The 17174-nt window shown below is 68.8% G+C and carries 16 protein-coding genes; 10 read left to right on the plus strand and 6 right to left on the minus strand.

From position 1 onward, the window contains the following. Positions 1-14 precede the first annotated feature (14 nt). The 3 genes from ACZK4S_RS06250 to pyrR are packed head-to-tail and all read right to left on the minus strand — an operon-like array spanning position 15 to position 2752. Positions 15-1289, minus strand: coding sequence for a dihydroorotase (locus ACZK4S_RS06250; RefSeq protein ID WP_463643732.1), 1275 nt, complete (start codon positions 1287-1289; stop codon positions 15-17). A 3-nt stretch (positions 1290-1292) separates the two neighbouring features. Beyond that, a complete protein-coding gene (locus tag ACZK4S_RS06255) occupies positions 1293-2222 on the minus strand; it encodes an aspartate carbamoyltransferase catalytic subunit (RefSeq protein ID WP_463643733.1) in 930 nt (309 codons plus the stop codon). Further along, positions 2219-2752, minus strand: a complete 534-nt coding sequence (gene pyrR / locus ACZK4S_RS06260; RefSeq protein WP_076060552.1) for a bifunctional pyr operon transcriptional regulator/uracil phosphoribosyltransferase PyrR — start codon at positions 2750-2752, stop codon at positions 2219-2221. Before pyrR ends, ACZK4S_RS06255 begins: the two co-directional genes overlap by 4 nt. Before the next feature lie 78 nt (positions 2753-2830). Between pyrR and ACZK4S_RS06265 the strand changes: the two genes are divergently transcribed. Beyond that, positions 2831-3040, plus strand: a complete 210-nt coding sequence (locus ACZK4S_RS06265; protein WP_076060554.1) for a hypothetical protein — start codon at positions 2831-2833, stop codon at positions 3038-3040. Positions 3041-3101: 61 nt separating this feature from the next. Here the strand turns inward: ACZK4S_RS06265 and pepN are convergent, their stop codons facing one another. Beyond that, entirely contained in the window at positions 3102-5696 is a 2595-nt protein-coding gene (gene pepN, locus ACZK4S_RS06270) for an aminopeptidase N (protein WP_463643734.1), read from the minus strand. Between the two features lie 164 nt (positions 5697-5860). Here pepN and ligA point away from each other — a divergent pair, with 164 nt between their 5' ends. After that, complete coding sequence (gene ligA / locus ACZK4S_RS06275; protein ID WP_463643736.1) at positions 5861-7945, plus strand: NAD-dependent DNA ligase LigA; 2085 nt, start codon at positions 5861-5863, stop codon at positions 7943-7945. 7 nt (positions 7946-7952) lie between these two features. Next, positions 7953-8399 carry a ribose-5-phosphate isomerase gene (locus ACZK4S_RS06280; RefSeq protein WP_463643737.1) on the plus strand — a complete coding sequence of 149 codons (447 nt, stop codon included), beginning with the start codon at positions 7953-7955 and terminating at the stop codon, positions 8397-8399. Here the strand turns inward: ACZK4S_RS06280 and ACZK4S_RS06285 are convergent. Together ACZK4S_RS06285 and ACZK4S_RS06290 are read right to left on the minus strand one after the other, a co-directional pair. Then, on the minus strand, positions 8374-8547 hold the full coding sequence (locus tag ACZK4S_RS06285) for a hypothetical protein (RefSeq protein WP_158069050.1): 174 nt from the start codon (positions 8545-8547) through the stop codon (positions 8374-8376). The genes ACZK4S_RS06280 and ACZK4S_RS06285 overlap by 26 nt on opposite strands. Before the next feature lie 78 nt (positions 8548-8625). Beyond that, positions 8626-8787 (minus strand): hypothetical protein, encoded by a 162-nt coding sequence (locus ACZK4S_RS06290; protein ID WP_158069051.1) that lies wholly within the window; start codon positions 8785-8787, stop codon positions 8626-8628. Between the two features lie 32 nt (positions 8788-8819). Between ACZK4S_RS06290 and ACZK4S_RS06295 the strand changes: the two genes are divergently transcribed. The 7 genes from ACZK4S_RS06295 (at position 8820) to ACZK4S_RS06325 (ending at position 17071) form a co-directional block, all read left to right on the plus strand. Further along, positions 8820-9632, plus strand: a complete 813-nt coding sequence (locus tag ACZK4S_RS06295; protein WP_463643738.1) for an Fpg/Nei family DNA glycosylase — start codon at positions 8820-8822, stop codon at positions 9630-9632. A gap of 73 nt (positions 9633-9705) precedes the next feature. Next, positions 9706-10419: an HAD family hydrolase gene (locus ACZK4S_RS06300; RefSeq protein WP_463643739.1), complete on the plus strand. Its 714-nt coding sequence runs from the start codon at positions 9706-9708 to the stop codon at positions 10417-10419. A gap of 26 nt (positions 10420-10445) precedes the next feature. Then, entirely contained in the window at positions 10446-12923 is a 2478-nt protein-coding gene (locus tag ACZK4S_RS06305; protein ID WP_463643838.1) for a glycoside hydrolase family 65 protein, read from the plus strand. Further along, entirely contained in the window at positions 12920-14215 is a 1296-nt protein-coding gene (locus ACZK4S_RS06310; RefSeq protein WP_463643740.1) for a hypothetical protein, read from the plus strand. The genes ACZK4S_RS06305 and ACZK4S_RS06310 overlap by 4 nt, the downstream gene beginning before the upstream one ends. A 224-nt stretch (positions 14216-14439) precedes the next feature. Then, the gene (locus tag ACZK4S_RS06315; RefSeq protein ID WP_463643741.1) at positions 14440-15666 is read left to right on the plus strand and encodes a sensor histidine kinase; all 1227 of its coding nucleotides are present in this window, start codon (positions 14440-14442) and stop codon (positions 15664-15666) included. Then, a complete protein-coding gene (locus ACZK4S_RS06320; protein ID WP_463643742.1) occupies positions 15663-16283 on the plus strand; it encodes a response regulator in 621 nt (206 codons plus the stop codon). Before ACZK4S_RS06315 ends, ACZK4S_RS06320 begins: the two co-directional genes overlap by 4 nt. A gap of 44 nt (positions 16284-16327) precedes the next feature. Further along, on the plus strand, positions 16328-17071 hold the full coding sequence (locus ACZK4S_RS06325; RefSeq protein WP_463643743.1) for an SDR family oxidoreductase: 744 nt from the start codon (positions 16328-16330) through the stop codon (positions 17069-17071). The last annotated feature ends 103 nt before the right edge of the window (positions 17072-17174 follow it).

Below are 17174 nucleotides of genomic sequence, written 5' to 3' on the forward strand. Positions count from 1 at the left end.
AGCGCGGGGACCCCTCAGGAATCGGTGCGCGCGAAAGTCTGGCGACCCCTCAGGAAGGTGGCCTCCACGGGGTCCGGCAGGGTGCGTCCGTGGTACGGGTTGTTGCGGCTCAGCGACCTCGACTGAGCCCTGTCCACCGTCGCGGTCCGATCAGGGTTGACCAGCACGATGTTGGCGGGCTCGCCGACCCGGAGCGGGCGCCCCTGATCCGCCAGGGACGCCAGCCGGGCGGGAGCGTGGCTCATCCGCTCGGCCATCTGGGCCCAGGTGAGACGCCCTGGCTTGACCATGGTCTCGATGACGACGGACAGCGCCTGCTCCAGACCCAGCATGCCGGGCCTGGCGTCGACGAAGGCATGGTCCTTGTCCTGCGGCGCATGGGGCGCATGGTCCGTGCCCACCACGTCGATGGTGCCGTCCTCCAGCGCGGCGCGCAGGGCTTCGATGTGCTCGGGGGTGCGCAACGGCGGGTTCACCTTGTAGACGGTGTCGTAGCCGGTGAGTTCCTCGGTGCCCAGCAGCAGGTGGTGGGGCGTGACCTCAGCCGTGATCTGCACGCCGCGCTGCTTGGCCCACCGCACCACTTCGACGCCCTCGGCGGTGGTGATGTGGCACACGTGCAGCCGGGAACCGGTGGCCTCAGCCAGCATGGCGTCGCGGGCGATGATCGTCGACTCCGCTACGGGCGGCCAGCCGCCCAGGCCGAGGCGCCCGGACAACTCGCCCTCGTGGCAGCAGGCGCCGGGGCCGGCCAGGAACGAATCCTGCGAGTGCTGGGCGACCACGCCGTTGAAGGGGCGCACCCACTCCAGCGCGCGGCGCATGAGCTGGGGGTTCATCAGGCACATGCCGTCGTCGGAGAACATCGTCACCCGCGCGCGGGAACGGTTCATCAGGCCCAGTTCGGCGAGTTCCTCGCCCTTGAGGCCCTTGGAGATGGCGCCGATGACGACGACGTCCACCAGACCGGCGCTGAGGCCGAGGTCGAGAACGTGCTCGGCCTTCTCCGCGGTGTCGGTGACGGGCTGGGTGTTGGCCATCGCGCACACCGCGGTGAAGCCGCCGCGGGCGGCGGCCTCGGTGCCGCTCAGCACCGTTTCGGCGTCTTCGCGGCCAGGCTCACGCAGATGGGTGTGGGGATCGACGAGGCCCGGCAGCGCGATGAGGCCGTCGCAGTCGATGACCTGAGCGTCGGCCGGTGCTGCTTCGGCGATGACGCCGTTGGCGAGGTGGAGGTCGGTGCGGGTGCCGTCCGGCAGTTGCACCCCTCGGAGCGTGGTGGCGGTCATCTACTACTTTTCCTCTCCGGCAAGCAGGTGGTAGAGCACGCTCATCCGCACCGCGACACCGGCCGAGACCTGGTCGAGGATGATCGAGCGCGCGGCGTCGGCGGCGGCTGACGAGATTTCGAGGCCCCGGTTCATCGGGCCGGGGTGCGCGATGCAGGCGCCGTCCTTCAGCATCCTGAGGCGGCGGGGGGTGAGGCCGTAGGCGTCGATGTACTCGCGCTCGGACGGGAAGAACCCACCCTGCATGCGCTCGCGCTGGACGCGCAGCATCATGGCGACGTCCACTTCCGGCAGCACCTCGTCGAAGGTGGCGGTGGTCTCCACGCCCCACGTCTCCACGCCGGGCGGCATCAGCGTCGGGGGAGCCACCAGCACGATGCTGGCGCCCACCTTCTCCCACAGAAGCACGTTGGAGCGCACCACGCGGGAGTGCAGCAGGTCGCCGGTGATGGCGATGCGCTTGCCCGACAGGTCGCCCAGGTTGTTGGCGCGCAGGTGCCGACGGATCGCGTGGGCGTCAAGGAGCGCCTGGGTGGGGTGTTCGTGCATGCCGTCGCCGGCGTTGATCATCGACGCGCGGACCCAGCCGGCCGCCTGCGCCACCGAGCCGGAGCCGGCGTGCCGCATCACGATGGCGTCGACGCTCATGGCGTCGAGGGTCTGCAGCGTGTCCTTCATGGACTCGCCCTTGGACACCGACGACCCCTTGGCCGCGACGTTGATGGAATCTGCCGACAGCCATTTGGCCGCCAACTCGAAGGATGAGCGGGTGCGCGTCGAGTCCTCGAAGAACAGGTTGACGATGGTGCGGCCGCGCAGGGCGGGCAGCTTCTTGATGGGGCGCGACTGGATGTCGTGCATTTCCTCGGCTGTGTCGAGGATGGTCCAGATCTCCTCTTCGCTGAGATCGGCGATGCCGAGGAGATGCTTCACTGGCCGCTCCGTTCGATGGTGATGAGGTCCTGGCCGTCGGTCTCGGTGAGGTTCACGCGGACCCGTTCGTCGCGGGCCGTCGGGATGAGTTTGCCGACGATGTCCGCCTGGATGGGCAGGTCGCGTCCACCGCGGTCGATGAGCGCCACCAGTTGGATGGAGCGTGGCCGGCCCAGGTCTGCCAGTGCGAGCAGCGCGGCCTGGATGGTGCGTCCGGAGAACAGCACGTCGTCCACCAGCACCACGACCTTGCCGTCGATCTCCTCCGGCAGGACGGTGGGGCTGGGCATGCGGGTGGGGTTGCGGCGCAGGTCGTCGCGGTACATCGTGATGTCGAGTTGGCCGACAGGGATGGCGTGCCCCTGCGCCTCGGCGATGGCGGCGATCCGCTCCGCCAGAGGGGCGCCCCGGGTGATGATGCCCAACAGGATCACGTCATCACTGCCGTGGTTCTTTTCGAGGATCTCGTGCGTCATGCGGTTCAACGCCCACTGCATCTCGTCGCCATCTACTACGGCGCGTGGCTCCATGGTTTCCTCCCGTGGTCGGCTCAATCTACCGTACGGACTGACTCCTCTCACACGCCAGTTCCGTATAGAGTGCCTGCCATGAACCTGCTCCCACTCGAGGTCCTTCCGGGCTGGCCCCAGCCGGAGCCCGTCTCTGACATGCTCCTGATGTTCCTGATGGTGCTAGGCCCGCTGGGGTTCGGCGTCATCGTGGCTCTGCTCTATTTCGGCCCCAAGCTGGCGCGCGAACGCCGCGAGCGCGAGCTGAAGGCCAGCAGCACCGAACTGGAGAACACCCGTCCGAACTGACCGCACCTGAACGACGAAAGGGCCGCCGGGCATTGTTGCCCGGCGGCCCTTTCGTCGTTGTTCAGGACGCGTCGAGGCGGCTGCGCTCCTGGGCCCTCAGCGAGCGGCGTGCCTCGTCGAGGCGTTCAGTGACGGAGCGGCGGACCTGTTCGCTGGGCTCGTTGTCGTCGAGCCACGCCTGGATGGTGGCCACCAGCGACTCCGTCACCAGCGGCGTCGGGAACAGCCAACGCAGCGCGGTGCCGACGGTGGCGTAGCCCCTGTCGGCCCACGTGCCCTCGCGGCGCGAGATGCGGCCGAGCAGATCGAGGTAGGCGGCCGGGTAGGGCTCCAGCACCTCGTCCTGGCCGTAGCGCCAGAAGCCCATGCAGATGGACCGGTGGGTCTCGTTGGGCACGTCCGGGTCGTCCGTGGCCAGCGCCCACGCCTGCGACTTGGAGTCCACGTCCGGGAGCGCGGCCCCCGCGCCGGCGGCCTGTTCGGCGCCGGCGGAGGTGTTGTCGCGGTCCAGTTCGGCGGAGATCTCATCGTGGCCGATAGCGCCCAGCTTGGCCAGGGCCGCCGTGATCGCCCACCGCATGCCGGTGTCGATGGCCAGGCCCTCGGGTACCTCTTCACCGTTGAGCCACCCGCGGATCAGTTCGATGCCCTCCTCGGAGCGCACATTCCCGATGAGCGCCTTGGCGATCAGCACCTGCTTGTCGGAGCCCGGCTCGGTCTCCTTGAGGAGCTGCGCCAGCCCCGCCACCCAGCGGGTGTTGAGGTCGTCACGTAGTTCCGGCGCCGTGAACGCGAGGGCGGCGTTGCTGGCCTGCGCGAGCAGCGTCGAGGCGCCTGCCATGTCGTTCTCCGAGGGGAGCGCGGCCTGCACCAGGCGCTTGTACTGCTGTGCCGGGAACTCCGCGTCGCGCGTCATCTCCCAGAAGGCGGTGAGCGAGACGGCGCGGGCCAGGGGATCTGTCAGCGCGCCGATGTGCTCCACGAGCGCGGCGGCCGAGTCGTCGTCGAAGCGGACCTTGGCGTAGGTGAGGTCGCCGTCGTTGAGGAGCACGACGTCGCCGCGGTGCACCCCCACCAGGTCCTCGATGGCGGTGCGCTCGCCGTCGACGTCGGTCTCGACGTAGTGGCTGCGGGTGAGCAGGCCGTCCTCGCCCATGCTGTAGATGCCGATGCCCAGGCGGTGCGTCCGCAGCGTCGGCCAGCCCGGGTGGGCGGTCTGCACCACGTCGAAGCGCGTGAAGCGGCCCTCGTCGTCCAGGTCGAAGCTGGGGGCCAGCGTGTTGACGCCTGCCGTCTCCAGCCACTGCGCGGAGAACCACGACAGGTCGCGGCCGGAGGCCGCTTCCAGCTCGACGAGGAGGTCCGAGAGCTCGGTGTTGCCCCACGCGTGCTTCTGGAAGTACTCGTGCACGCCGGCCAGGAACGCCTCGCGGCCGACGATGGACACCAGCAGCTTCAGGACGGAGGCGCCCTTGGCATAGGTGATGCCATCGAAGTTCTGCTCGACCTTCTCGAGGTCGCTCATGTCGGCGGCGATGGGGTGGGTGGTGGAGAGCTGGTCCTGCAGGTAGGCCCAGGCCTTGCGCTCGTTACTGAACGACGCCCAGGAGTTGGTGCCGGTGTCGTAGCGCTTCGAGATCTCGTCGTTGGCGTAGTGCGAGGCCCATTCGGCGAAGGATTCGTTGAGCCACAGGTCGTTCCACCAGCGCATGGTGACGAGGTCGCCGAACCACATGTGGGCCAGTTCGTGGAGGATCGTGTTGTCGCGGGCGTCCAGTTCCCGCGACGTCACCCGCGAGCGGAACAGGTACTCGTCGCGGAAGGTGACGCAGCCGGCGTTCTCCATGGCCCCGGCGTTGAACTCCGGCACGAAGATCTGGTCGTAGGTGGAGAAGGGGTAGGGCACGCCGAAGGAGTCCTCGAAGACCTCGAAACCGCGCTGCGTGGTGGTGAGGATGCGGTCCGCGTCCAGGTACTGGGCCAGCGACCGGCGGCATGCCACCGACGCCGGGATCTCCTTGCCGTCAGTGGTGATGGTGCCCTCCACCACGTGGAACTCGCCGCAGACCAGCGCGGTGATGTAGGTGGAGACCGGCGGCGTGGGCTCGTGCTCGAAGCGGCCGAAACCGTCGCCGATGTCGTGCGGCTCCACGCGGGCGGAGTTGGTGAACACCACCCATTCACTCGGGGCCAGCACGGTCAGCTGGAAGGTGGCCTTCTGGTCCGGCTGCTCGGCGTTGGCGAACATGCGGCGTGCGTCGGCCGTCTCGAACTGGGTGTAGAGGTACACCGCGTCGTCGGCCGGGTCCACGAAACGGTGCAGGCCCTCGCCGGTGTTGGAGTAGCGGCACGTGGCCACGACCTGCACCTCGTGCCTGCCCTCCGCCAGCTCGGGGAGGGGGAGGCGGTAGCCGTCGAAGGACGAGGTGTCGAACGCCTCACCGTCGAGGGTGGCCTCACGCACGTCGTCGGCGATGAGGTCGAGGTAGGTCGAGCCGCCCGCGGAGGAGAAGGTGAGGTGCGTGGTCGAGACGAACTGCCGGGCGGGCTGTTCGACCTCACGACCGGTGAGGTCGACGAGAACACGGTAGGCCTCGGTGGTCATGATCTGGGACCGTGCGACGGCCTCGTCGCGCGTGATGTTCGCCGTAGCCATGGGGTGTTTATTCTCCTGTGTCGATGTCGTCCGCCCTCATCAGGGTTTCCTGCATTGTTCTACTGAACTGCCCTGGGCGGTGGGATTTAGGGCGCTCCTGGGAGCAAATGATTCCGCCACCGTAGATCTGGGTGGTGTCACCAGCGTATGCAACGATAAAACCTATGAGTGAAGAGAGCCGGGCCGCAGTGGAATCCCCGCAGTTGCGCCGCCAGTGGACTGACCTCAACGCGCGCCTGACGGAGGCGCAGGAGGCCTACTACGGGGCTGATTCGCCCACCATGTCGGATGCGGAGTACGACGAGGCGATGCGTGAGCTCCAGGCGCTCGAGGACACCCACCCGTCGCTGGTCACGCCTGATTCCGTCACCCAAGGCGTGGGCACCGCGCGGATCACGGACTTCAAGCCCGTGGAGCACCGCCGTCGCCTGCTCAGCCTCGACAACGTGTTCTCGGACGAGGAACTCACTGCCTGGCTGACCCGCACCCCGGCAGACCGCTACCTGTGCGAGCTGAAGATCGACGGGCTCGCCGTCAACCTGCTCTACCTCGACGGCCGCCTGAGTGTCGCGGCCACGCGCGGCGACGGGCGCGTGGGCGAAGATGTCACACCCAACGTGGAAACTATCAAGGGCATCCCGCGGCGGCTGGAGGGCGCGGCCCCGGCCGTGCTGGAGGTACGCGGCGAGGTCTTCTTCCCCGTCGCCGGCTTCGAGCGGCTCAACGAGTCGCTGGTCCAGGACGGCAAGGCGCCCTTCGCCAACCCGCGCAACGCCGCGGCGGGTTCGCTGCGCCAGAAGAACCCCGCGGTGAGCGCGTCGCGCCCGCTGCAGATGATCGTGCACGGCATCGGCGCCGTGGAGGGGGCCGCCTTCGAGTCCCAGTCAGATGCCTATGCGCAGTTGAAGGAGTGGGGTCTCCCGGTGTCGCCGGCCTACAAGGTGCTGGAATCGCGGGCGGACGTGGCGGAGTATGTCGCCCACTACGGCGAACACCGCCACGGCCTGACCCACGAGATCGACGGCGTCGTGGTGAAGGTGGACAAGCTCTCGGAGCAGGACAGGCTGGGGGCCACGTCGAGGGCGCCCCGCTGGGCCATCGCCTACAAGTACCCACCGGAGGAGGTCAACACCAAGCTCCTCGACATCCGGGTGAACGTGGGCCGCACGGGGCGCGTCACCCCGTACGGGATCATGGAGCCCGTCTTCGTCAGTGGCTCGACGGTGGAGATGGCCACCCTCCACAACCCGTTCGAGGTCGAGCGCAAGGGCGTGCTCATCGGCGACACCGTCGTCCTCCGGAAGGCCGGCGACGTCATCCCGGAGATCGTCGCGCCCGTCGTAGCGCTGCGCGACGGCTCGGAGCGACCGTTCGTCATGCCCACCCACTGCCCTTCCTGCGGCACCGCATTGCGGCCGGAGAAGGAGGGCGACAAGGACATCCGGTGCCCCAACTCCCGCACCTGCCCCAGCCAGCTCCGCGAACGCCTGTTCAGCCTGGCGTCCCGTGGTGCGTTCGACATCGAGGCGCTCGGCGAGAAGGGCGCCAACGCGCTGCTCAGCGCCGGCCTGCTGACGGACGAGGGGGGCCTCTTCGACCTGACGGCCGAAGACCTGCTCGCCACGGATTTCTACACGAGGCTGGCCAAGCCCGCAGACGCCGACGCGCCCAACCGCAACGGCCGCGTGTTGTCGACGGTGGGGGAGAAGCTCCTCGCCAACCTCGAGGCCGTCAAGACCCAGCCCCTCTGGCGCGTCCTGGTGGCCTTGTCCATCAGGCACGTCGGCCCCACGGCCGCCCGCTCGCTGGCCGCCAGGTTCGCGTCGCTCGACGCCATCCGCGCCGCCTCGCTGGAGGAGCTCGCCTCGACGGAGGGCGTGGGCGGGGTGATCGCGGAGTCGGTGAAGAACTGGTTCGACGTGGACTGGCACGTCGCCATCGTCGACACGTGGGCGGCCGCCGGGGTCCGGATGGCTGACGAGGTGGACGAGTCGCAGCCCCGCACACTGGAGGGCGTCACAGTGGTGGTGACCGGCTCGCTGGAGGGCTTCACCCGGGACGGCGCGAAGGAGGCCATCATCAGCCGCGGCGGCAAGGCCGCGGGCTCGGTCAGCAAGAACACCGACTACGTCGTGGTGGGGGCCAACGCGGGGACGAAGGCCGCCAAGGCGGAGGAGCTTGGGCTGCCCATCCTGGACGAGGCCGGATTCGTCACCCTGTTGAGCAGCGGCCCCGCAGGGCTGGGATAGTTGACCCATGCGAATCCACATTGCCACTGACCATGCGGCCTTCGAGCTGAAGAACTACCTCGTCGAGCGGCTTCAGGAGGACGGCTTCGAGGTCGTCGACCACGGCGCGCACGAGTACGACGCGCTGGACGACTACCCTCCCTTCGTCATCCCCTGCGCAGAGGCAGTCGTCGCGGAAGAAGGTTCCCTGGGCGTCGTGCTGGGCGGCTCCGGCAACGGTGAGCAGATCGCGGCCAACAAGGTGAAGGGCGTGCGCGCGGCGCTGGCCTACAACGTGGAGTTGGCCAGGCTGGCGCGCGAGCACAATGACGCCAACGTCATCTCACTGGGTGGCCGGATGCAGTCCCTGGACGAGTCCTACGACATCGTCAAGACCTTCGTCACCACCCAGTTCCCGGGGGAGGACCGGCATCAGCGCCGCATCGACCTCATTTTGGAATACGAGAGCCGCTGAGCCTGCGGAGTTGACGCCGGGCGACGCGTTGCTGACGCATCCGTCGCTGGGCTTCGATGAGGCGCGGGAGAACGAGCGCTGAGTCGATGCGCACGTTGGCCCGCCGGGGCTTACGCAGTGCGCCCTTGGTCGGGTCGGTCAGAGACATGTGCAGAGTCTATGCGCAGTTTGTCCAAAAACCTTAGAGGTCCATGGGCGCGGCGACCCTTGTCACAGCGTTGATCGCTCAACTTTCCTGCGCGGGGCGGTCCCTGAGCCGCCGGTACTTCTGCTGGTCCTCTGTGCTGCGGTCCCGGCGGGGGAGCAACTTCGCCCGCAGGGCCCGCTCCCGATCGACCAGGCCGGAGACGCCGTCGCGTCCGAACTCCCGCCGCTGCTCTTCGCTCATGCCGGAAGTGTACGTAGAGCTAAGGTGGCGAAATGCCTGAGGGTCACGTCATTCACCGGCTCGCGTCGGAATACACCGCCACGTTCGGCGGGGTCGAGGTCTCCGTCACCTCCCCGCAGGGCCGTTTCGACGCGACACCGCTCGACGGCTCCGTGTTCAACCACGGCGAGGCAGTCGGCAAACACCTCTTCCTCGACTTCGCCACGGGCGACGTCGTGCACATCCACCTGGGGCTGATCGGCAAGATCCGCTTCGAGCCCCTGGCCCCACCGGTCGGCGAGGTGCGGCTGCGCGTCCACAACGGCGTCACCGTCGCGGATCTGCGGGGACCGCAATGGTGCCGGATCATCACCCCGGAGGAGCGCGACGCCGTGGTCGCCTCGAGCGGCCCCGACCCGCTGCGCGCCGACGCCGATCCGTCTCGGGGTTTCGAACGAGTGCGGCGCTCCGGCAAGCCGATCGCCGCCCTGTTGATGGACCAGCGAGTCGCCGCCGGGGTGGGCAACATCTTCCGCGCGGAGGTGCTCTACCGGCACCGCCTCGACCCCGCCGTGCCCGGCCGCGACATCGACCGCCGCACCTGGGACGCCATCTGGGAGGACCTGGTCGAGCTGATGCACTACGCCGTCGGCGCCGGCCGCATCGACACGGTGCGCGACGAGCATGGCCCGGAGGCCCAGGGCCGTGACCCGCGGGTGGACCGGCACGGCGGGGAGGTCTACGTCTACCGCCGGGCCGGGCAGCCGTGCCTGGTGTGCGGCTCCGAGATCCGCACCGCCATGATGGAGGGTCGCAACATGTACTGGTGCGGTCGCTGTCAGCGCCGGAAGCGGGTCGGTCGCTGAGCACCGGCGCGGTAAACACCGGGACCGGCCGCGCATCCGCTCGGCGGCCACCGGCGCCGCATAGGGTGGGCCCATGGAGTGGAGCGACTACCAAGCAGTCCTGTTCGACCTCGATGGAGTGATCACCCCAACCGCTGAGGTGCACATGCACGCCTGGGCCGACATGTTCAACGGCTTCCTCAGCACCCGCAGCGGCCAGTTGCCGTACACCGACGACGACTACTTCGCGTTCGTGGACGGAAAGCCTCGCTACGACGGGGTGCGCGACTTCCTCCTGTCCCGCGGCATCGTGTTGCCGGAAGGCCGGCCGACGGACGACCCGAGCCAGTTGACGGTGTGCGGGCTCGGCAACCGCAAGAACGAGGCCTTCAACACCATCATCGAGCGCGACGGCGTGGCCCCCTATCCCGGCTCGAAACTCCTGGTCGAGCAGCTCACGGCCGGCGGTTTCAAGCTCGCGGTGGTGTCGTCGTCGAAGAATGCGCCGGCCATCCTCCGCGGCGCGGGGCTCGCCTCCTACTTCCCCGTGGTGATGGACGGCAACGTCGCCGCCCGGGCGCACATCGCCGGCAAGCCGGCTCCGGACACCTTCATCCACGCCGCCCAGATGCTCGGCGTGCCCACCCGCAGCGCCGTCGTCGTGGAGGACGCGATCTCCGGCGTGGCCGCGGGTGCGGCCGGGGATTTCGGCCTCGTCATCGGGGTGGACCGCGGCGTCGGGCACGAGGCGCTGCTCGTCGCCGGCGCCGACCTCGTCGTCGACGACCTCCGGGAGCTGACGGCGTGAAGACCCGGGAGATCACCAGCGACCCGATGAACCGCTCGCGCTTCCCGGTGGACCCGTGGCGGTTGGTGGAGGTGGAGCCCAGCGCCAAGGACGTGGGTACCACGGAGTCACTCTTCGCCGTCGGCAACGGCTACCTCGGCATGCGCGGGAACCCGGAGGAGGGGCGGGTCAGCTATGCCAACGGCACGTTCATCAACGGCTTCCACGAGACGTGGCCCATTGAGCACGCCGAGGCTGCCTACGGGTTCGCCCACACCGGCCAGACGATCGTCAACGTGCCGGACGCCAAGCTGCTCAAGGTCTACGTCGACGACGAGCCGCTGACGCTCACGGTGGCAGACCTCGACGACTACGAGAGGGTCCTCGACCTGCGCTCCGGCCGCCTCAGCCGCAAGGTGGTGTGGCGCACCCCTTCGGGCAAGGTGGTGGAGATCAGGAGCAGCCGCATGGTCTCGTTCACCGACCGTCACCTCGCCCTCATGCAGATCGAGATCACCCTGCTCGAGGGGGGTGAGGCCCCCGTCGTGGTCAGCTCGCAGATCGTCAACCGGCAGGACGGGTACTCCGACTACCGGGCGACCGAGCAGGCGGAGGGCTTCGACCCGCGGCGCACGAGCAAGTTCCAGGAGCGGGTGCTGAACCCGGAACTCAACTGGAGCAAGGGCGACCGCATGATGCTCGGCTACCAGACGGCGCGCTCAGGCATGACCCTCGCCGTTGCGGCAGACCACCGCCTCGAGACGGGGAACCTGTACGAGGCGGTGATCTCCACCACCGAAGACGTGGGCAAGCAGGTGTACCGCTTCGACGCGAAGCAGGGCGAGCCCATCAGGATCTCCAAGGCGGTGGTCTACCACAGCTCCCGCGGGGTGCCGGTGGCGGAACTCTCGGACCGCTGTCGCCGCACGCTCGACCGCGTCCGTGACAAGGGGTTCGACTACTTCTACGACCAGCAGCGGCACTGGCTTGACGACTTCTGGCGCGACTCCGACGTGGTCGTCGAGGGTCAGCCGGCCATCCAGCAGGCCGTGCGCTGGTGCCTCTTCCAGTTGGCGCAGGCGTCGGCCCGCTCGGACCAGTTGGGCATCCCCGCCAAGGGCGTGACGGGCTCGGGCTACGAGGGTCACTACTTCTGGGACACGGAGATCTACCTGCTGCCGTTCCTCACGTACACCTCGCCGCGCGCGGCCCGCAACGCGCTGCGCTCCAGGGTGATCATGTTGCCGCAGGCCCGCGACAGGGCGGCGGTGCTGTCACAGCGTGGTGCGTTGTTCCCGTGGCGCACCATCAACGGTGAGGAGGCGTCGGCGTATTACGCAGCGGGCACCGCCCAGTACCACATCGATGCCGACGTGGCCTTCGCCTTCGAGAAGTACCGCGACATCACCGGAGACCAGAGGTTCATGTACCGCGACGGTGCCGCCGTGTTGGTGGAGACCGCGCGCATGTGGGCAGATCTCGGCTTCTGGCGCACCGACGCCGAGGGCGCGAACAGGTTCCACATCCACGGCGTCACGGGGCCGGACGAGTACACGGCCGTGGTCAACAACAACCTCTACACCAACGTCATGGCCCGCGCGAACCTCAACTACGCGGTCTCCCTCATCCGCGAGATGCGCCACATGGACGAGGCGGCGTACCAGCGCGTGGTGGAGGACCTGGGCCTGACCGACGAGGAGGTGCTCGAGTGGGAGGCCTGCGCCAAGGGCATGGTGATCCCCTTCGACGAGACGTTCGGGATCAACCCTCAGGACGAGAAGTTCCTCTACTCGGAGATGTGGGACCTGGAGAACACCCCTGACAACAAGCGGCCGCTGCTGCTGAACTACCACCCGCTGGTGATCTACCGGTTCCAGGTGTTGAAGCAGGCCGACGTGGTGCTGGCGATGTTCCTCCAGGGTGACCAGTTCACGGCGGAGCAGAAGAAGGCGAACTTCGAGTACTACGACCCCATCACCACTGGCGACTCCACCCTCTCCAGCGTGGTGCAGTCCATCCTCGCGGCGGAGGTGGGGTACCAGGACATGGCCATGGAGTACTTCACGTCCGGGCTGTTCGTGGATCTCGCGGACCTGCACTCCAACGCCCGCGACGGCGTGCACATCGCGTCGACCGCCGGTGTGTGGAAGGCGCTCGTGCACGGCTTCGGCGGCTTGCGCGACCACGACGGGCAACTCACGTTCGACCCACGCCTGCCCCAGGACTGGCCGTCGCTGACCTTCTCCATCACCGTGCACGGGTCGCGCCTGCGCGTGCGCCTTGAGCGCACCTCGATCGCTTTCGACGTGGAGGAGGGCGGACCGGTCGAACTGGCCGTGCGCGGGAGGCCGTTGACGGTGCTGCCCGGAAGTCCGGTGGCGGTGCCGCTCGACGGGCAGGGCCCCCTCCTGCCATCGTTGGAGGGGAGTCACCCTCTGGTGGGCGGTCGTCGCAAGGACGGTTCCGTCGTCCAGGCGGTGCTTCCGGAATCGCACCCGCAGGAGATCGCCGAGGAGACATCATGAGCCTGGAACTCACAGGGGTCGCCAGCGAACACTTCGAGACGCGCCCCCGGGCGGACGGTTTCGAGATGAGCGGGGACGGCCGGCTGCGTCACCTGAGCGTCGAATTCGGTGACGGCTGGACCCTGCTCGACGACACCGTCGACGACGCGGGCGCCGAGCTGCGGCACACGTCGGGCGTGACAGGCTCCGTGCGGCTGTCGTCGGGGCCCCGCCTGCGGCTGCAGGTCAACCTCACCTCGGAGATCGACGACACCGTCACCGTCCCCGGCCCCCTGTTGCGGGTGGTGGGGGAGCAGAACCCCATCTGCTGGCTTGCCGAGGCGTCGGGCGAGATCGTCCTCCCGTCGGAACACGGCCCTGGGCTGCTCACGCAGCGACGCGGGCTGTGCAGCGACGGCCCCGAGCCGGGCACCGCATACCTCCTGGAGGCGGAGCCGCTGCTGCGGCCGAAGAGCATCCTTTCGTCGGCATGGACCTATGAGGCCCTCGAGGGCGACATCCTGGACATGCCTCTGGAACCGTCGTGGTTCCCGTTCGAGCGCTATCCCGGCGTCGGGCACGGCGTCGAGTTGAGCGTCCCCGACGGCCTGGTGGTCGCCGATGAGAGCGTCCGGGTGACGGACACCGACGGCGAGTTCGAGCTGTACCCGCCGCCCGGGCTGTCGACGGTGGGGGTATGGGGCCCCGGCGGCCGGACGTTGCTGGAGATCGGCTCCCACCTCGACCCGGCGCAGCTCCGCGAGAAGCTGGCCGCTGAGCGTCTGGTGGACGACGCCTGGGCCTATGTCGCCGTGCGGCACATGATGGAGAGCTGGACCCCGGATGACTTGGTGGACCGCGTCGACTTCGTGCTCGGGCAGGTGCTCGAGAAGCCGACGGCGTGGGGCGCCGTCGCCGCGCACCTCGCCACCCAGCTCGGCCTCCCGCTGGAGCAGGAGGCGCAGGAGGCGGCCACCCAGGTGCTGTCGCGGGGCCGCGTCGACGAGGTGATCGTGCTGACGATGCACGGCATGGTGCCCATCGACCTGGCCGGCGGAGCCTGGCCGGTCGGCAACTTCCGGGAACTGGGGATCGAGGCGATGTCGCGCATCGGCTACGGCCGCGTCCGCTCGGCCGGTGCTCCGATGAGGGGCCGTGACGTGGCGGTGGCCAAGTTGTTCGCCGCAGGGCTGGGGGAGACGGAGCAGGGCCTGCGCGCCTCGTCGTGCGCGATGATGGCCGAGCACCGGCTCCTGTGCTGGCTGTCGGCGCAGCAGTCGCCGGTGGATCTGGCCTGGCTGTCCGTCGGTTGATGACAGATGTCATCCCAGAGTGGTGACATCGCCTCCTCGCGCCGCCCTCCGCCAGCACGGAGGATGGGACACGTCCATTCGTCGTCGCGGCGTCGGTGATGTTGTGCCACACGGCCCTTGGGGGCATGACCGGCTTCGCGATGATGGCCTCACTCGTCGCGCACTGTGGACTCGGCTACGGTCAGGCTGTGCGCAGGTCGCGCCCTGACCCCTGAAGGTTGTAAATGGATAGCGTTCTCGACGAAAGCCGGGCCCCGGCCCACCAACCGGCGGCAGATGGCTTGCCGTGGTACCGACGCATGGTGATGCAGGGCGGCCTGTACATCGCACCGGGTGCTGCCTTCGTCCTCATCCCCATTGTGTTTGCCTCCGGGGCGCCGCTGCACATCTGGCTGTTCGTGGTGGCGACGTCCCTGTTGCTGGCGTTCCTCGTGGTGGGTTCCACCGCCATCGCCCACTGGAACGCTCGCGGCCGGTGGCTCTGGATGGCGGCGGTTCTCGGCACCGTCGGGCTGATGGCGCTGTCGCCAGGGGAGACGATGCCCATCTACCAGGTGCCCTACATCACCACCACGGCCGCCGTGCTCCTGCCGTTCCGGCACTCGCGTGTCGTGATCCTCGTGACCACCGCGGTCGCCATCCTGACGGCACTGGTCGAGCGGAACCTGCAGATCGTGGTGATGGGCGCCCTGGCGCTGGCCATGGGCCTGGTGATCGCGCTGGCGCTGGAGACGAGCCGCACCCGCGACAGGCTGCGGCTGTCGGAGCAGCGCACAGCGGTGCTGGCCGTCGCGGCGGAGCGGGAGCGGATCGGACGTGATCTCCACGACATCCTCGGGCACTCGCTGACTGCGGTGGCGGTCAAAGCGGATCTGGCAGAACGCCTGATCGACCGCGACGCCACTGCCGCCCGCGCGGAGGTGGCCGAGTTGGCCCAGATCGCCCGGCAGGCGCTTTCCGACGTCCGGGCGACTGCCTCCGGGATGCGCAAGGTGCGCCTCGCGAGCGAGATCGCCTCGGCACGCTCGGTGCTGACCGCAGCCGGCATCGAGGCGGTCATCCCGACGGCCCTGCCTGCCCTGGACGACCGGACGTCGGAGCTGCTCGGCTACGTGGTGCGGGAGAGCGTGACCAACGTCGTGCGGCACGCCGGAGCGTCCACCTGCACCATCTGCTACAGCGACGGGGTGCTCACCGTGTCAGACGACGGCCGCGGGATCGGCGACCGGGAGCGGAACGGCACAGGCCTGAGCGGTCTGCGCGCCCGCGTGGCGGAAGCCGGAGGTCGGCTCGAGGTGGTGGCCGACGGAGTGGGCACCACCGTGGTGGCCTCCACAGGGGCGTCCTCCACCGTGGCCGACGTGTCCCTGCGGGCGTCGTGTCTGTCGAAGATCGAGTCCTACTCACAGTCCCGCAGCGGGACGCCGACAGTGCCGGAGGGCGTGGCATGACCACGTTGCTGATCGCGGATGACCAGACGCTGATCCGGACGGCGCTGGCCACGATGCTCGCGCTGGAGGACGACCTGCAGGTGGTGGGTCAGGCCAGCACGTGTGCAGAGGTGGTGCACCGGGCGTTGGAGACGCAACCTGGGGTCATCCTCCTCGATGTGCAGATGCCCGACGGCGGGCTGGGTGTCGACGACGGCATCGAAGCCATCCCGCACGTGCTCGACGTCGCCCCCAAGAGCAGGATCATCGTCGTGACAACCTTTGGCCGGCCCGGCTACCTGCGCCGGGCACTGGAACGGGGAGCGGTGGGATTCCTGGTGAAGGACACCCCCGTCGACAGGCTCGTGGAATCCATCCGACGCGTGTCGGAGGGGCTCCGCACGGTGGACCCGGAGTTGGCCGCCGCCTCGCTGAGCATCGGCCGCTCCCCGCTGACGGAGAAGGAGGCCCTGGTCCTGGCCGCCTCGGCCGGCGGCGCGAGCACGGCCCAGATAGCGCAGAGCGTCTACCTGTCCGAGGGGACGGTGCGCAACTACCTCAGCTCCACCATCGGCAAACTCGGCGCCCGCAACCGCGCTGAGGCGCTCCGCACCGCAACTGACAACGGCTGGCTCTGACAAGGCCCTTCCGGACGTCGCGGAACCCACGTAGGGTCGGTGGCATGAAGATCTGCATCATCGGTGGACACGGAAAGATCGCTCTGCTCTTGCATCCCCTCCTGGTGCAGGGCGGCCACGAGGTTGCGGCGTTGATCCGTAACCCGGCCCAGGTGGGCGACGTGGAGGAGACGGGGGCCCGCGCTGTGGTGGCCGACGTGGAGAGCCTCGACACCGACGCCCTGGCTGCCCAGCTCGACGGTTTCGACGCCGTGATCTGGTCGGCAGGCGCCGGCGGCGGCAATCCGGAGCGCACCTACGCCGTCGACAGGGACGCGGCCATGCGCGCGGTCGACGCCGCCCAGCAGGCGGGGGTCTGGCGGTTCGTGATGGTCTCCTATGTGAGCTCCGGCGTCGATGACGTACCCGAGGACAACCCCTTCCACCACTATGCGGTGGCCAAGGCCGACGCTGACCAGCACCTGAGGGCGTCGTCGCTCAACTGGACGATCGTCGCGCCCGGACAGCTCACGGAGGAACCGGCCACGGGGAAGATCGAGTACGGCGACCACGTGCTTTCGGGGCTGACCTCCCGCGGCAATGTCGCCCAGGTGCTCGCTGCCGTCGTCGGCCGGGCGGATCTACCCGGCATCACCATCAGGTTCCGCGACGGCGTGCATCCCGTCGGGCTGGCGCTGGACTCGCTGGTGCGCCGGAACAGCGGGCAGACGGTGAACGCGCTCACGGAGGGGGTGGGCCCGCAGGGTCCGTTCCTGCAGGGGGTCGACGAGGACGTGCCGCATGACTGATGGGCTCCAGGCATGGGGCGCGGAGACAGGTTAGGGCATCTGCCCGATGCGACGGGGTGTCCCTCCGGCGGACAGTTAGACCTGTCAGCAATAGCGCGGATCC

This window comes from Tessaracoccus zhenghani (assembly GCF_055326325.1).

What these genes read in the sequence shown, in the direction of transcription:
- ACZK4S_RS06325 (WP_463643743.1), top strand. Translation starts at nt 16,328, where the DNA reads ATGAAGATCTGCATCATCGGTGGACACGGAAAGATCGCTCTGCTCTTG.
- ACZK4S_RS06320 (WP_463643742.1), top strand. Translation starts at nt 15,663, where the DNA reads ATGACCACGTTGCTGATCGCGGATGACCAGACGCTGATCCGGACGGCG.
- ACZK4S_RS06300 (WP_463643739.1), top strand. Translation starts at nt 9,706, where the DNA reads ATGGAGTGGAGCGACTACCAAGCAGTCCTGTTCGACCTCGATGGAGTG.
- ACZK4S_RS06290 (WP_158069051.1), bottom strand. Translation starts at nt 8,787, where the DNA reads ATGAGCGAAGAGCAGCGGCGGGAGTTCGGACGCGACGGCGTCTCCGGC.
- ACZK4S_RS06265 (WP_076060554.1), top strand. Translation starts at nt 2,831, where the DNA reads ATGAACCTGCTCCCACTCGAGGTCCTTCCGGGCTGGCCCCAGCCGGAG.
- pyrR (WP_076060552.1), bottom strand. Translation starts at nt 2,752, where the DNA reads ATGGAGCCACGCGCCGTAGTAGATGGCGACGAGATGCAGTGGGCGTTG.
- ACZK4S_RS06295 (WP_463643738.1), top strand. Translation starts at nt 8,820, where the DNA reads ATGCCTGAGGGTCACGTCATTCACCGGCTCGCGTCGGAATACACCGCC.
- ACZK4S_RS06250 (WP_463643732.1), bottom strand. Translation starts at nt 1,289, where the DNA reads ATGACCGCCACCACGCTCCGAGGGGTGCAACTGCCGGACGGCACCCGC.
- ACZK4S_RS06280 (WP_463643737.1), top strand. Translation starts at nt 7,953, where the DNA reads ATGCGAATCCACATTGCCACTGACCATGCGGCCTTCGAGCTGAAGAAC.
- ACZK4S_RS06285 (WP_158069050.1), bottom strand. Translation starts at nt 8,547, where the DNA reads ATGTCTCTGACCGACCCGACCAAGGGCGCACTGCGTAAGCCCCGGCGG.
- ligA (WP_463643736.1), top strand. Translation starts at nt 5,861, where the DNA reads ATGAGTGAAGAGAGCCGGGCCGCAGTGGAATCCCCGCAGTTGCGCCGC.
- ACZK4S_RS06305 (WP_463643838.1), top strand. Translation starts at nt 10,446, where the DNA reads ATGAACCGCTCGCGCTTCCCGGTGGACCCGTGGCGGTTGGTGGAGGTG.
- pepN (WP_463643734.1), bottom strand. Translation starts at nt 5,696, where the DNA reads ATGGCTACGGCGAACATCACGCGCGACGAGGCCGTCGCACGGTCCCAG.
- ACZK4S_RS06310 (WP_463643740.1), top strand. Translation starts at nt 12,920, where the DNA reads ATGAGCCTGGAACTCACAGGGGTCGCCAGCGAACACTTCGAGACGCGC.
- ACZK4S_RS06315 (WP_463643741.1), top strand. Translation starts at nt 14,440, where the DNA reads ATGGATAGCGTTCTCGACGAAAGCCGGGCCCCGGCCCACCAACCGGCG.